Source organism: Bacillus sp. P14.5 (genome assembly GCF_003316765.1).
Classification (GTDB): Bacteria; Bacillota; Bacilli; order Bacillales; family Bacillaceae_B; genus Rossellomorea.
Genome location: NZ_NIJF01000104.1, coordinates 55,320 through 70,477, shown reverse-complemented (window position 1 = coordinate 70,477; position 15,158 = coordinate 55,320). Strand labels below are relative to the sequence as shown.

The window sequence follows — 15,158 nt, the reverse complement described above, 5'->3', positions numbered from 1 at the left end:
GTGTTTCCTTTATCTCATGCGGAATCAGTCCAGTCCGTACGCCGCTGAGCGGGGCATTTCCGCTTTATATAGATAAGTCATCATCGAATGGCTGTCGCTCTTCATGATTCCTTTATCTCATGCGAGAGCCCTAAAATCTGTACGTCGCTGAACGGCCGCTTTCGCTTTTTATGAAGCCGAGGAGGCCGGGCGCCCGCCCCGCGGAGTCGTCCGCCTGGAGTGGAAATCCATTGCTTTTCAATAGCCACAATCTTTCACATTGCTTTTCTAAAAAAGGGTATGTAATATATTCATTATCGCATTTTTTATGTGTTCGTAAAAATATTTAATAAAAGGAAGTTTTATATGAGAGAACGAACAGTCTTTTTCTTTGTTGGATTAATGATACTCACATTAGGGGTTGCCCTTATCATCAAAGCCAATTTGGGAGCCGCTTCATGGGATGCACTGGCCGTCGGGGAATCCACTACTTTCGGGATTACGGTTGGAACTTGCGTCTTCATCAATGGTATTATCCTTATCTTTATAAACGCGTTTCTTCTAAAGCGGAAACCGGAGATCCTCGCAGCCCTTTCCATCTTCATTATTGGATTGATGATCGATTTCTGGCTGTTGATTGGTTTAAAAAACTTCGCCCCTGACCACCTCGGTGTTCAATCGGCAACGCTCTTAATCGGAATTCTCGCGCTGGGTGTCGGGATTGCTGTGTACTTACAGGCAAAGTTTCCGTCCAGCCCAATGGATACGATCATGGTCGCCATCTCTGAAAGGTTTGGGTTGAGCTTGCGCAGTTCAAGACTGATCAGCGAAGGATTGGCCCTTGCTCTTGCTGTGGCTTTTGGAGGCGCAGTGGGAATCGGCACCGTCATCGTTACGCTTTCCCTTGGATTCATCGTACAGTTTTTCTTTCCAAAGTTTGAAAACCTGCTTCAAGGCTGGAGCGAGAAGCTTTCTTTTAAGTAGCTCATTTGTTATAGTGGTTTTTGGAAAATAACACCGTGTTGAAACTGCCTTTCATTTTGGCAGTTTATTTTTTACCGTCGCTCTTGAAGCGCTGCATAGAAATGAATCTACGTCGGGAGGACAACATGACAAATAGAAATAAGGGAATCCTGCTCCTGCTTGTCTCATCGTTCGGCTTTGCCATGATGGCAGCTTTTGTGAAGCTTTCAGGAGACTTGCCCACCCTTCAGAAAACGCTGTTCAGAAATTTAATTTCAGCCATCATCTCTTTCGGATTTGTTATTTACTATAAGGAAAGGCTTTTTGGCAAAAGGGAGAATCAGAAATTCCTTCTCCTTCGTTCTGCCCTCGGCACCCTTGGAATCGTGTTTTTCTTTTACGCGATTGATGAACTCGTTTTATCAGATGCGGATATGCTCAATAAATTGAGTCCCTTCCTGACAATAATCTTTTCAGCCATCTTCCTGAAAGAAACAGCACGCAAATTTCAAATCATCGCCATTATCATCGCATTTCTTGGAACACTGCTGATTATCAAGCCTGAATTTTCAGTGGATACGATTCCATACTTGGCAGGTATTCTGTCTGCAGTCTTTGCCGCCGGGGCTTATACGGTCCTCAGGGTATTAGGGCAAAAGGAAAAGTTCTATACTGTAGTTTTCTATTTTTCCTTCTTTTCCACAGTCGTTCTGCTTCCATTCGTCATCATGTGGTATGAACCAATGGAAACCAGGCAATTGATCTATTTAATACTTGCCGGTATCTTTGCGACATTAGGTCAGTTTGGGATTACGATTGCCTATAAGTATGCCCCCGCGAAGGAAATTTCGATTTTCTTCTATTCAACCGTCGTATATTCAGCGCTTATCAGCATTGTTTTGTTCGGCCAGATTCCTGACATCCTGAGCATAGCAGGATACATTATCATTTTCAGTGCCTCCTTCTACATGTTCATGAAGAACAAAGAAGGCGATAAACAAGCAGCCTGAAGATGGAGCTTCACCACTTTAACGCACTGAAAGGGACAGTCCCTTTCACTAGCGTTAAAGCACTAAAAAGGAGCGCGAATCCATGAATTCGCGCTCCTTTTAGGTTATTTGAAAGGGTACTCTTCTATTTCTTATATTGTTCTCCAATTTTTGAAGGGTATGCGACTGCCATACTTCGAGATTCTCAGTGTCCCACTTCTTCAAAAACAAGTTATATAGAAAGAACTCTCTTTTCCTAAGAAACAAGGGGATGGCATCTGACAATCCACCAGGCAGGACATTCTCACTTTTATATTCTTCGGTAAAAGCTTTAAAAAATTCCTCAACCAGACCTTCCCAATCTGGATGTATGGACCTTCCATGCCAGTGCACATGATACAAAGACGCCGCAATATCTTCAGCAAACCAGGAATACTTGAAATCATCGGCATCAATCAGATGAAGCTCACCTTTTGAGTATAAAAGGTTTCCATGGTGCAAGTCACCGTGAATCAGTCCGTAAGAGTCATTCTTTCTAGGCAGGCCGGCGATTTCCTCCAGCAGCTCTCCATATTTTTCTCCGATCTTCCTATCCCGTTCCCTTAATTCTCCGTTTAACTTATCTTCCTGGGCTTTTCCTTTGCTAATAATTGCCTTATGACCGAACCAGCTCTGATCAAGGGTTTTACTGACACTATGCAGCTTCCCTGTCACCCTTCCCCATTCTCTAAACATTTCTGAATTCCAATGAGACTTTATTTCAGGATTCACTGCTACTCCGTTCACCTTCTCAAACTGAGTTACAAGAAAACGCAGCCCATCCAACTTGATCTCTCTTATTCTTTCACCATCAGGGAAAGCTTTTGGCTTATTGATCCTTACACCTGCCTCCGACAAATGCTCGAGCCACTTCTGCTCAGCCAGCAGTTCATCCGTTGACCTCCTGTTCCACGAAGAAACTCTCAGTACCGAATGATTTCCTCTGTAATCAAACATGATGTTTTGATGGCCTCCTGACAGCTCCAGAAGATCCTGGATATTCAACCCCAATCTCAAGGCAACCTCTCCAGCTTTACAGACCTTCACAGCTGGGCATTCTGACCTTCACTTGAATTTTTAGAGATGCGCACATCTCTTCTGCCCTGGAATAGCCTGATCATTGGCAAGACGACCCTGACCTCAGTTCCTTTTCCAATTTCGCTTTTGTAGGTTATCTTACCTTCCATTGCCTCTACAATCCTCAGCGACACCATTGTCCCCAGTCCCGTTCCTTTATCTTTGGTAGTATAAAATAAAGTGCCGATCCTGCTTAACTGTTCTTTTGTCATGCCTTTCCCGTTATCTTTAACGATAATCTTCACATCTTGTAAATCAGATGACAGGATCACGTTGATCTTTCCGCCATGAGCGGTGGCTTCTATGGCATTTTTTATTATGTTGACAAGCGCCTGCTTGAATTGATTCCTGTCCGTATGAAGATATACTTCTCTTTTAAGACGGCTGTCCAATTCAACTCCTTGTTTTATCGCCAAAGGCTGAAGAAGGGCAATGACATCAGACATTGTTGAGGAGAGTTCCAGCTTTTCAATTTTTTCAAACTGCGGCTTAGCGAAGTTCAGGTAATCATTAATGATCGCCTCGGCACGTGCCAATTCACTTAAGACAAGACTGAGGTACTGATAGTTATCATTCTTTTTTCCTGGCTTTTCATTAACTGAAGAAACCCCTTTACTACTGTCAGGGGGTTGCGCACCTCATGTGCAATAGAAGCAGCCAGTTCTCCGAGAGTATTCAATTTTTCCGCTCTCTGCATTTCCTTTTTCATCAGACGCCTTTCTATTACGGCTTCATGAAGCATGGAAGCAAAGCCAATGGCAATGATTTGTATCAAACCAAAGAGAAGTACATAGAGTATTAATTCCTGTATATCGTTGATGGGATTCTTTGAAAAGATAAGCCAGGCTACCAAGATAGAAAGCATAATAAAAGACGGCCAAATTCCAAGCCAGATAGCTGTGAAAATCCTTTTTCTGACCTGCTGCCTCCAAAATCTTTTAACATAAAAAAATGGAACCGAAGCAGCCAACGTGATACTGATATATCCAAACAGAAGTGCATCCCCGTTCATAAACGTTCTGCCGGCAAGAATAGCAAGAAATGTAATCCCTCCTGCCACAGGGCCGCCATATAAAAAAGACAAAACCAGCGGTACGTAGCGAAGGTCCCAATAAAGACCGTAACTGTAGTAAGAGACCGTAAGACATAATATAGCCGAAACAGCATACAGCATTCCTATAAAATATTGGGACCGTCCAATACGGCGGTTCTCAAAGAAGGAGGTGTACACCAAAATAGGAGCCAATATAATAAAAACGTGCAGCAGCAACTTTTCAGCAAGCATCAAATTTTCCTCATCTCTTGTAGTATATTGTAAGAATACGACAAGTTTTGGAAATAACCTGCATAAGCTATAATATTTTGCTGGATTTTATCACAACCTTATTTATCTTAATTCCACACTGCTGGAGCTTTTTTGTGTCAAAAAAATTAATGTCCGCCTCTATGGAAGCGGAGTACCTCAGATGCTCTTTCTCAAAGGGATAGGCCAATGAGATGACCTGGCTAAAAGGATAACGGACCGCTAACCAAACTTACGGGCCAACGTGATGACCTGGCTAAAAGGATAACGGACCGCTAACCGAACTTACGGGCCAACGTGATGATCTGGCTTAAAGGATAACGGACCGCAAATTAAACTACCCACCGGCCAGCAGGACAAAAATCCATTGAAATACCCGCACACCCCTGAACTGCAGCGCAAGACACAAAAAAACCTCCGAAAAGACGGAGGTTTTCCCTTTTATCAAGATACTTTTTCTTGATCAGGCTTTGCTTCTTTTTCCCAGAAATCCGCATTTTTGATCCCTAATTTAACAGGATCAAATACCGGATCAATTCCTTGCTTTTTCTGCTCTTCATAGTCTTTCAATGCCTTCAGAGCAGGCTTGTAAAGCAGGACAATCGCCACCATGTTAAGCCATACCATGATGCCGAGCCCCACATCACCCATCGCCCATGCAAGTTTCGCTGTTTTCACCGCTCCATACATGGTTGCACCGAGGAGGACAACTTTTAACGCAGCGATAGCCCATTTATTATTTTTCCTCTAAAAATATACGCTACGTTTGTTTCAGCAATATAATAGTATGCCATGATTGTTGTGAAAGCGAAGAAGAATAGTGCGACGGCAACAAATCCAGCACCGAATCCCGGAAGCACACTTTCAATGGCGGCCTGAGTATAAGCAGGACCTGCTTCCACACCATTAAGATTGTTGACGAGCATTGTGCCATCCTCTTTTTCAACATTGTACATTCCTGTAAAAAGAATCATGAATGCTGTTGCGGAACAAACAAGCAGAGTATCAATGTAAACGGAAGCAGACTGTACCAGTCCCTGCTTGGCAGGATGAGATACTTCTGCAGCAGCTGCTGCATGCGGTCCGGTTCCCTGGCCGGCTTCATTGGAATATATCCCCCGCTTAACTCCCCACGCTATCGCCATACCGACAATACCGCCAAATGCAGAATCCAAAGCGAATGCACTTTTAAAAATAAGAGCGAATACAGCAGGCAGTTCAGCAATATTCATGACCACGATAATCAAAGATAAGAAAATATATCCCAACGCCATGAAAGGTACCGCATATTGGGCAACCTTTGCTATACGTTTAACTCCTCCAAAAATGATGACACCAAGAAGGATGACAAGGCCTATAGCCGTGATCCATTTATTCAGTCCGAAGGCGTTTTCCAGACCCAAAGCGATTGAGTTGGACTGAATCCCAGGCATCAGCAGTGCCATTGCTAAGATAGATGCACCGGCGAAAATGACTCCATACCATCTCCAGCCCATTCCTTTCTCGATATAATAGGCTGGTCCACCGCGGTATTGGCCGTCCTGCTTTACTTTATAGATTTGAGCAAGCGTGGATTCAATAAACGCCGAACTTGCACCGATAAACGCAATTGTCCACATCCAGAAAACGGCTCCCGGCCCGCCAAATGCTATGGCTGTTGCCGTCCCGGCGATATTCCCTGTTCCTACACGGCCTGATAATGACAGCGCCAAAGCTTGGAAAGATGAGACCCCTGCATCTGAACTCTTGCCTTGAAACATAAGTTTAAACATATCCTTGATATGCCTGACCTGAAGAAAACGAGTCATAATTGAAAATACAAGTCCTATTGCCAGAATCAGATAAATAACAGGCGAACTCCACAACACCCCATTAAGCCAACCTACAACTGCCTCCAAGAATACTCCCCCTTTAAATTTCAGAATTTTGTTTCTATTCGAATTATATTTCATGATTGGACATTTAGACAATCTTTTTTTGATTAATTTTCATTTTGGCTTCTACTTGCAGGCTTATATGGGTATGGAAGACACTTTTCTTCTGTCTGTTTGTTACTGCCGAAATAATGATTAAAAGGCACAAAAAAAGCAGGACACATTCCCCCTGCTTTCTCTTTTGCTAATCTATCGCCCAGCCTCGGCTTTTTCCAGCAGAGTATTGGAAAGAAGCGCAAGTGCTTCGGTCGTGAGGTTTACTTCTTTGATTGATTGCACAATGCTGTCGAGATCTGCCTTATTCCGCTTGAACATTTGGATATATTGTTCCATTTCCATCTTGACGGTGATAAGCCCGCCTTTTACGTGCTGTACTTTCGTTTGCGACTCCTGGGCAGACTGACTCATGGAACTCATCCGGCTGTCCAGGTCGTTCACCTGTTTGTTGCTTTGGCTGATAAGTGCATTAATGCGGCTGCTCATTTCCTTGGAGTTTTCGGCAAGCTTTCTCACTTCCGTCGCTACAACGGCAAAACCTTTTCCGCCTTCCCCTGCTCTTGCGGCTTCAATTGAAGCATTCAGGGCAAGAAGATTTGTTTGATCAGCAATGGCTTCAATTCCTTTTGTCATTTCGGTAATTGAATTTGAAATCTCCTTCAATAAGGAAATTCCCTCAAGAGAATGTTTGACATTATTGGCGACCTTCTCAAAGGCTGCAATCAGTTCCGTCATTTGAGCTTCATTTAAATCAGTTAAGCTTACCAAGTTCTTGCTGCTTTTTTCAGTTTGCTCCGTCTCTTTTAAGATCTGCTCAGCTTTACCAGTGGTTTCAGACATGGAAGCTTCTGTCTGCTGCACGGAGGCTGCGACTTCCTGGCTGATGCCGGTTAGCTCTGTTTGGAGCATGCGGTTGTATTCATTCAGTTCATTAAGCTCTGTTATTCTGGAGTTTATGTAATTCTCGACGACAAGCTGGGAATCAAGGTTGGTCACGTGGGTTACAGCCAGCAATGCTTCTGAGAGCTTCTCCGGACTTGTTTGAAGATGCGATACCAGCTGAGGAATCAACAAGGTATTGATTGCGGAATAAGTACTGATGAACCATTCAACCGGAAGTCCTGCGCCATTATGCGTTCTTCCGATTCTTTTTCTCATTTCAAAAAATTCTTCATCAAGCCTTCCGCTCAGCAAACTTTCAAAGTAGCGGATGAAAACCGCGCGCAGCCTGTCTCTATTGGATGATGCTTTCACAATTCCTGCAAGCGCCGGCACCTCGAACAATTGATCCAGCACTTTATTAAGAAGATCCTCCAGCAGCGGTGTAATGGTCGGACTCAACTCTTGTAAAATAGTTAGATGATTATTGGAAAACCCCATGTATTCGAGGCGTTCTGACAAGTGGGGATAAGGAGTGGAAACTTTATCTGATGAATCAGGAAACTTCATTTCCGGCTGAAATTGGACAACTTTTGCTTTGCGCTTAACAAACAACATTGTTGTTTCACCTCTGTATTTTATTTGTATAACTTTTGTACTACTATTATATACCTATTATGTACAACAATCGATTGAAATGCAATAGATTACTACAGTAGTATAAAAAGTATTTTACTATTGAGATAGGCAGATTATGTAAAGATTGTGTGTGAAAGCAGCAGTTCTCACTTACAAGTGCCCATTCCAGCGGATGGGCTGAGCATCTCCACCTCTTATTTGCTTTGCTTTTTTTGTCCATTCTAAAAAAATATGCGCTCACCTGTTTGTGAAAGGTACGCGCATGCTGCTTGGCTTTTACGGCACTACTGCCAAGATTACCACTGACGGCAAAGTGTTAGTTAGGATTACATATGGCCGCGGTAGTCATTTCCTTTGAACTTATTATCGTTCAGATTTGAAGTATTCTTGTGGTCTCTTCTCTCTTTTTCGGAACGGATGCCAGCCGTGTCTGTTATACCTTCCTGACCAGTCACGAAGGTATCCTCGCTCGACGTTCCGGCAGGTGACCCGCTGCTGCTTGTTTCGTTCAGTCTCTCTTCTCCCTGAATTCGGGAGGAACCTTCTTTATCTAAGTGTACTTCTTCTTTTTTCACAGTATCATGAATATGCTCGGTTTCTTCCGTTGCGTGTTTTCCAATGACTACCTCATCTGTAACAACCGGCTTTTTCTTGACCTCTACTTTTTCTTCCACTACTGGTATTCTTATTTCCTCTTCATCTCCAAAGTCCGCAGTGGCATTCCTTGTTTCACCATCCGCCACATGTCTTTTCTCCACATAAACTTCCTCATGCCTTACTGGGACATCCACACTTCTTTCTTCTTCCACTACATCTTTTCCGACGGAGATCTCACCAGTTTTAAAGTATTTAGAGGGAGTTCCTCTTCGCACATTAAAGCAACAAAGAATTTAGAACAAAAAAAACCCGCTGCAGCCAGCGGGTTTAAAGTCTTTAAAAGTCGCCTCTATAATCATTCGCTTTAAAGCGCTCTTTTTGATCTATATTTTCAGTGTTCTTTTCATCACGATGTTCTTTTTCAGTCTGATCGGCTGGACTATCATCCAATCCTTCCTGACCCGTGGAGTTCCTTTCGGATGTTCCAAGCTTCCCTCCAAGGGTGTTGCCGACATTTCCTCCAATGGTATCTTCTGTAGTATCGACATTACCTGAACGAAGGTCTTCAGGTTCTGCACCATGGTTGCCAACACTCTTTCCAGTTGTAGACGAAGTTCGGTAGTTTTCTGTAGAAGTTTGATTCCTCGTTTGGTTAACACTTCTCATTTCATCATCTTCTAAAACTTCCGCTTCAGGAGAGGCAGGTTTGATATTGGCTCCGGAATCGACAATCTCTCCACCATGGCTCAAAGCATATTTGTCTTTTGCCGTGACGGCAACGAGAATTTTTCCATCCTCAAGTTTGCTTTGATAAGTCCCTACTTGATTGAGCGGAATGTTATACTGCGAAAGATCCCGATTCTCATTATCATGTTGCTCACTTACTCTGAAGGAATCTTTTATTTTCTCCCACATGCTGCGCGACTCTTCATGATCTCCGCTCGGATGCTCAACGTGCAGGCCGGATGTATTATCCAATGAACTAATGTCTTCCCTGTTTGAAATAACGAGGATGTCATCCTCTGTATATCCGTCTTTTGTTAGATTATTTATTACATCCATTACTTCAGCTGTTGAATCATAGGCACCTACTATACTTTTTTCCATGTATTTTTCCTCCTAGAAAGCTGTCTCAGCTTGGATTTCGTTCTACAAGGAATTTACCCATTTTTAAAAAAGGCTAAACCATTCCGGCTGTCAGGTCCCAGTTCATCAAGGGCGGTTGTAACGTTTCAATTTTACAGTGCACGGGTAGAAGGAGGATACACATTCTATGAAAAAGAGGAGATACTATGACGACTGCGATTGAACACCGTTTACTGACCAAGGAAGATATGACTGATCCTGAAAAAGTGCCACAGTGGCTTATTGAAGAATATAAAACCTTCCGGGACACTGTCACAGACAAAACATTTCCATGCTATTTCGGGATGGCGGGAGAGAAAAAAGGGGAACTGCGGTATTCTTACATAACTCACGAGGACTGGTCCACGCTTCCCCATACACTGGAACAGTTCAATGCTTTATTCAATAGCCCAAAACTGATTCGCCACGGGCTGTTTCTATTTGTGGAACCTGAAAAAGAAGAAAAAGACATCCCTTATTACCGTGAATATTTCTGGAAGATCCTTCAGTATCTTCATGATCATGATGAAAAGCCATGGCCGAAGGATTATCCACAAGATCCCGATCACCATCTATGGGCTTTCTCTTTTGCAGAAGAACCTTACTTTGTTTTTGGAAATACTCCTGCCTATAAACAAAGAAAGACACGGGATCTCGGCAACTCTCTGGTCCTGGGCTTTCAGCCAAGAAGAATATTCGAAGGATTGGAAGGCACATCAAAGGGCGGATTCATGTCACGAGAAAAAGTCAGGGAGAGGGTTGAAAAATGGGATAACCTTCCAAAACACCCGAACATCAGCCATTATGGCGACCCTGAGCATCGTGAATGGAAACAATATTTTATTGGGGATGATGTGAAACCTATTGAAGGAAAATGCCCGTTTCATCATAAATGATCATTAAGTTCTGTGCAGCCTGGTGATACTCATTGTATTCACCGGGCTTTTCTATTCTCCTGGCTATAATTCTCTATGTCCTGCTGCCTTTGACTGTTCATTCAAGTACCTCAAAACGGTAACCATGGAACCAGAGGAAGCGGTAACTGAACCCGGTTTGGAATATTAGTGTAAATTAGTTCTTTTTCTCAATGGAACCAGCCTTTGCGCTGGTTTTTTATATGGAAATGGAATATCTGCCGCCAGAATCTGAAACTCTCCGTCATGTATATTCCTTCCCAAATAAGCCAAATTAAGTGTAAGGAGGAGGAATGATGAAGCTTTCACGAATTTTAATACTACTTTTATTGGCATTCTCCTGGTTAATGCTTCCACTTGCTGGATGGCGCTCCATCAAAAGATTTTTTCCGGCATCCATGTTTATGTGTGTCTTTCTTGTAATTGAAGATCTTATAGCAGAAAAGCTGAATTGGTGGGTGATATATCCCTCCCTTTCAAGAAAGATCAGAGGAATGGTTCCCTTTGCGATTGGTCCGTTTTTCACCGGAAGTATCTTCATTCTTAAGTTTACCTACGGACGATTTTTCTTATTTTTCCTTCTTAACCTTGCTGTGGATACCTTTTTTGTTTATCCATTTTACAGCTGGTTTAAGAAACTCGGTGTTTGGCGGCTCATCAAAATGACTCAACCTCAGCTGTTAATGCTATTTCTTACAAAATCAGTTTTGATGTATGGATTTCATCACTACTTTATCAGCAGAAGAAAAACGGCTAAATAAAAAGAACGTTAAGAAAGTTCCCTTGGAATCTCACTTAACGTTCTTTTTGTCAGGTTTTTATAAGCAGGGGGCCATGACTAGGCTAAAAAAACCCCAAACCACGGAGTGATACCTCTTACTGAATTTCCTCTATCTTATTCCTCTCAGGAATGTTTCAATCATCCGCTGAAAGCTTTCATCGACACTCAGGTCCATTCCAAACCCGCCCTTTCGCTCTAAAGAAGCAAAGCCGTGAAATACACTTCTCAACCCCCTGACGGCATGCAGGGCCTCTTTTGGTGAAAGGTTCAGGTAAGAGAGTGTCTCAAGAGCCAGTTCAACGATTTGATTTCCTGCTGTTTGAACATCGGAATTTTCAGGGTCGGGAGCAAGCAGTCCTGCTTCGTACAGCCCCGGGTGATTACGGGAGAAAGCCAGATAAGACGCTCCCAGAGCATGAACTGCTTCATCACCTTCCTTCCCCTTCAAAGCCTCTTTCATTTCGAAATGAAGCTTGTTTAACCCTTGTACAGCCATAACTGTCCTCAGCTCATTCAAACCTCTAATGTGATTATATAAAGAAGGCGGCTGGATTTTCAGCTTTTTCGCGAGGTTGGCGATTGTCACAGATTCTATCCCTTCAACATCTGCCATCTCTGCTGCTGTCTTCATTATTTTATCTTTTGTCAATCCCATTCTCGGTGACATGAAGTTTCATCCTTCCTCACGTGTTTACCTTAATTTTTTCTTGCAGACATAATTGCCTTTTGAATTTCCTTCGCTGGGTTTTCAAGCATTTTACCATGTCCTGCAGCCAGCAGGGAAGGATTACGGCTTTTGATTTTTTCAGCGCTGATCAACGCCGTTTCTTTGCACCAGGTAGCCATGGCGGGGAATGGGAAAGAGAGCACCAGCTGTCCTGAAACTACTGTCCGCCCCCTGGTTTGAAAGGCATCCCCCGTAATGAGGGACTGGTCCCTTGTATCCAAATAAGACATTGAACCCGGAGTATGCCCCGGTGTTTCAATGGCAATAAGAGAACCGATTCGATCACCTTCTTTTATCAAAGCGTCTGCTTTTAAATTCATATTCTTTGGCAGGCCCCCTTTAATGGGCTTTTGTGATTCACCCGGTTCCAGGCTCCTGTCTCCCTTCATAATCCGCTCTTCCCTCTTTGGAACCCATAATTCTATTGCCGGATCGGACGATTTTATCTTACTGAGCGCACCTATATGGTCATTGTGCATATGGGTCAGCAGGATTCGCTTAATCGGTTTCCCTATCTTGCCGGCAGCCTCCAATATAGAATTGGCACTATAAGGCAAAGCTGCATCTATCAACGTCAAGCTGTCTTCTTCTTCGACCAGGTAACAGTTCACTGGAAAAAAATCAGGCATAAATCCCAACTGATAAAGGCTGTTCCGTTTCGTTATCTTCATGCATCAGCTCTCCCTCGCATAAAACTAATAGTATTAGTTTTAATGATAACTAATACCATTAGTTATAGCAACTCTTTTCTTGAGGTCCTGCCAGTCTTTTTTCAGGACCCCATACTGAAGATGGCTTTCCCATGCACCCTTGATCATAATATTGTCCCTCTTGAAGCCCTCCTTCTGGAATCCTGCTTTCTCGAGCACCCTGATAGAAGGATAATTTCTTGGCATAACCTCTGCTGATATCCTGTTCAGCTGCAAGGACTCTAATGCAAATGACAGAATGAGCCTTACGCTCTCCGTCCCCAGCCCTTTTCCATTCTGGCTTTGGTCAAGGCAGTACCCGATGACCCCCGATTGAAATGGCCCCCTTTTAATGTCATAAAGATTGATAATTCCTGTAAGGATATGATTTCTTTTAGTAAAAATGCCGAATGTGTAAAACTGTCCACTTTGAATTCCTGTATGGAAATAACGAATGTTTTGAAGCTGGCCTTCCAATGTATAGTAACCCTCCTGCCAATCGGGTTCCGTTTCACCCCAAAAGGTCCTATTGCGATTAACCAGTCTAACTAGTGTCTCTGCATCTCCTTCCTCAAAAGGCCGCAGGTAAATCCTTTCACCTTTTAAAATCATGATGTCTTCCCTCCTCATTGTGTTTGGTATGGTGCATCCGCTTGCTGTGTGGAAGGGCAGCGGGCAGGTTTTACTTTTCTGTTTGGGATATCTAGTTGGTGAGAGCCCCTTTCCCTGGTTTTGCTGTCTTTTACTGTCAGGAGTGCCTCAACTATTTGTGTGGCTTCTTTTGAAACTTGTTCGACAAATTCCGGGTCGTGACTGTCACTCAGCAGAGGGTTTGTGATATAGTATTTCGAGTGACTAAATATTAAATAGTGAGATGGAGGTGTCTCTATGGATAAGCCGTCAGAGTTGCAAAGCGGAAGTTATTTTAAAACGGTTATGATTTTGAGTCTGGCAATCTGGCTGGTCGTCATGAATACAACCATGTTCAATGTAGCGCTTCCGAATATCTTACGTGACTTTTCTATAACTGCTTCAGAAGGTGCTTGGGTTGTTTCCGGCTATTCTATTGTTCTCGCAATCTGCACCATTACCTATACAAGACTCTCTGACTATCTGCCAATCCGGAGGCTGATTGCCATCGGGATCATGCTGTTTGGCTTTTCATCCATCCTCGGCTTTTTTGCAGAGAGCTACAGTTTGCTGCTTTTGGCACGCTTGCTTCAAGCCACTGGCGCTGCAGCAATTCCCGGGTTATCAATGGTATTTGCCAGCAGGTTCATCCCGCTTTCCAATAGAGGACGGGCAATGGCAATGATTGCCTCAGCCTCGTCCCTCGGTTTTGGCCTGGGTCCGGTTGTCGGCGGTGTGATCACCGAGCACCTGGCATGGAATTACCTGTTTGTTGTGACGCTTTTGGTCATCCTGCTGGTCCCAGTCCTGCTGCGTATCCTGCCTAAAGAAGAAGTGCAGAAAGGAAAATTTGACTTTATCGGGGCTGTACTGACTGGCTCTTCTGTTACTGCTTTCCTGTTGTTTCTGTCTACCTTTCACTGGATTTTCTTTGCCGCTGGAATCCTTATGCTTTTCTTACTTTGGTTACGAATCAACAAGGCAGAACTTCCATTCATACAGCCGGACCTTGTAAAAGATAAGAGGTACCGCCTGCTCCTGTATATCAGCTTCCTTGGATTCTTGACACATTTCGCAATCCTCCTGCTCATGCCTTTGATGCTCGGAGATATTTTTTCAAAAAATCCTTCCGCAATCGGCTTCATTATCTTTCCAGGAGCTATGTTCTCTGCGGTGGCCGCCATTTATGTCGGCAGGCTGATCGATCGTTACGGAAATTACACAGTGCTTTTAGGCGCACATGGACTGCTTTTGATTTCGACCGTCATCTTCTTTTTCCTGTCTCCATTGAGTGAGTATTGGATCATGGCCGGCTATATGTTTACCAGTTTCGGGTTTTCAAGCCTTTCCTCCAGTTCGACGAATGAAGCTTCCCGCATCCTCTCTAAAGAATATGTAGGATCGGGGATTGGAATGAAGCAATTAACTCATTTTGTAGGAAGTGCTTCCGGTTCCGTGGCAGGCGCAATCCTGCTGGAATGGAATGGAGATGTTTTCACATCTGGAGATTTTCAGCGGGCATACCTTGCTTTGATTGGTGCAATGGCCGTTTCCCTTATCCTCCTGTTTGTTTATAAAAGACAGGAAAAGTGAGGAGTGTGGTTTATGGTAGTTCAAGTATGGATGCGCGGGGCTTTTTGAGATGAGACAGGTTCTTGTTGTGTGAAAAGAGCATTTTAAGGCTGCTGAGTTTGGTTTTTTCGGGGAGCCTTTGATGGATGGATTTTTAGATTATCAGGGCTTCTGCCCATGGTGCCTTTAGGCGGGGCTTATAGAACACATCGGCTCGGATTTGAGTTCCAAGTGTTCGTTACACGGATTCTAAGGAACACTTCACCGGGATTTTTCGGCCCAACTGGTCTTTAGACGGGATTCTATGGGACACTTCACCTGAGT

Annotated in this window: 14 protein-coding genes and 2 pseudogenes; 5 read left to right on the top strand and 11 right to left on the bottom strand. The window is 43.5% G+C overall.

Translation table 11 applies throughout. From position 1 onward, the window contains the following. The first annotated feature begins 309 nt into the window (after positions 1-309). Positions 310-963: a YczE/YyaS/YitT family protein gene (locus B9Z54_RS20945; protein WP_275887836.1), complete on the top strand. Its 654-nt coding sequence runs from the start codon at positions 310-312 to the stop codon at positions 961-963. A gap of 125 nt (positions 964-1,088) precedes the next feature. Further along, positions 1,089-1,952, top strand: coding sequence for a DMT family transporter (locus B9Z54_RS20940; RefSeq protein ID WP_187444342.1), 864 nt, complete (start codon positions 1,089-1,091; stop codon positions 1,950-1,952). Positions 1,953-2,051: 99 nt separating this feature from the next. Here the strand turns inward: B9Z54_RS20940 and B9Z54_RS20935 are convergent, their stop codons facing one another. The 8 genes and pseudogenes from B9Z54_RS20935 to B9Z54_RS20910 form a co-directional block, all read right to left on the bottom strand. Then, complete coding sequence (locus tag B9Z54_RS20935; protein WP_205207744.1) at positions 2,052-2,987, bottom strand: phosphotransferase enzyme family protein; 936 nt, start codon at positions 2,985-2,987, stop codon at positions 2,052-2,054. A gap of 26 nt (positions 2,988-3,013) precedes the next feature. Further along, complete coding sequence (locus B9Z54_RS25925; protein WP_240190040.1) at positions 3,014-3,583, bottom strand: sensor histidine kinase; 570 nt, start codon at positions 3,581-3,583, stop codon at positions 3,014-3,016. Positions 3,584-3,588: 5 nt separating this feature from the next. Beyond that, positions 3,589-4,332, bottom strand: a complete 744-nt coding sequence (locus B9Z54_RS25920; RefSeq protein WP_240190039.1) for a histidine kinase dimerization/phospho-acceptor domain-containing protein — start codon at positions 4,330-4,332, stop codon at positions 3,589-3,591. 462 nt (positions 4,333-4,794) lie between these two features. Next, positions 4,795-6,248, bottom strand: a pseudogene (locus B9Z54_RS20925) (alanine/glycine:cation symporter family protein). Between the two features lie 225 nt (positions 6,249-6,473). Beyond that, on the bottom strand, positions 6,474-7,016 hold the full coding sequence (locus tag B9Z54_RS26760) for a methyl-accepting chemotaxis protein (protein ID WP_481747813.1): 543 nt from the start codon (positions 7,014-7,016) through the stop codon (positions 6,474-6,476). 225 nt (positions 7,017-7,241) lie between these two features. Beyond that, positions 7,242-7,730: pseudogene (locus B9Z54_RS26755) on the bottom strand (protoglobin domain-containing protein); the annotation flags it as partial. A gap of 395 nt (positions 7,731-8,125) precedes the next feature. After that, the gene (locus B9Z54_RS20915; protein WP_240190038.1) at positions 8,126-8,671 is read right to left on the bottom strand and encodes a YsnF/AvaK domain-containing protein; all 546 of its coding nucleotides are present in this window, start codon (positions 8,669-8,671) and stop codon (positions 8,126-8,128) included. 61 nt (positions 8,672-8,732) lie between these two features. Continuing rightward, the gene (locus tag B9Z54_RS20910; RefSeq protein WP_113930309.1) at positions 8,733-9,503 is read right to left on the bottom strand and encodes a YflT domain-containing protein; all 771 of its coding nucleotides are present in this window, start codon (positions 9,501-9,503) and stop codon (positions 8,733-8,735) included. Positions 9,504-9,688: 185 nt separating this feature from the next. Between B9Z54_RS20910 and B9Z54_RS20905 the strand changes: the two genes are divergently transcribed. After that, positions 9,689-10,417, top strand: coding sequence for a YqcI/YcgG family protein (locus B9Z54_RS20905; protein WP_113930308.1), 729 nt, complete (start codon positions 9,689-9,691; stop codon positions 10,415-10,417). 314 nt (positions 10,418-10,731) lie between these two features. Then, positions 10,732-11,196, top strand: a complete 465-nt coding sequence (locus tag B9Z54_RS20900; RefSeq protein ID WP_113930307.1) for a hypothetical protein — start codon at positions 10,732-10,734, stop codon at positions 11,194-11,196. A gap of 129 nt (positions 11,197-11,325) precedes the next feature. On the opposite strand, the gene B9Z54_RS20895 is transcribed toward B9Z54_RS20900, so the two are convergent. Genes B9Z54_RS20895 through B9Z54_RS20885 form a run of 3 tightly spaced genes read right to left on the bottom strand, consistent with a single transcriptional unit; the run spans position 11,326 to position 13,244 of the window. Next, a complete protein-coding gene (locus B9Z54_RS20895; RefSeq protein ID WP_205207743.1) occupies positions 11,326-11,883 on the bottom strand; it encodes a TetR/AcrR family transcriptional regulator in 558 nt (185 codons plus the stop codon). Positions 11,884-11,912: 29 nt separating this feature from the next. Next, positions 11,913-12,614, bottom strand: a complete 702-nt coding sequence (locus B9Z54_RS20890; protein ID WP_113930306.1) for an MBL fold metallo-hydrolase — start codon at positions 12,612-12,614, stop codon at positions 11,913-11,915. A gap of 39 nt (positions 12,615-12,653) precedes the next feature. Continuing rightward, complete coding sequence (locus B9Z54_RS20885; protein ID WP_162785313.1) at positions 12,654-13,244, bottom strand: GNAT family N-acetyltransferase; 591 nt, start codon at positions 13,242-13,244, stop codon at positions 12,654-12,656. Between the two features lie 276 nt (positions 13,245-13,520). Here B9Z54_RS20885 and B9Z54_RS20880 point away from each other — a divergent pair, with 276 nt between their 5' ends. Continuing rightward, on the top strand, positions 13,521-14,855 hold the full coding sequence (locus B9Z54_RS20880; RefSeq protein ID WP_113930304.1) for an MFS transporter: 1,335 nt from the start codon (positions 13,521-13,523) through the stop codon (positions 14,853-14,855). Positions 14,856-15,158: the final 303 nt, after the last annotated feature.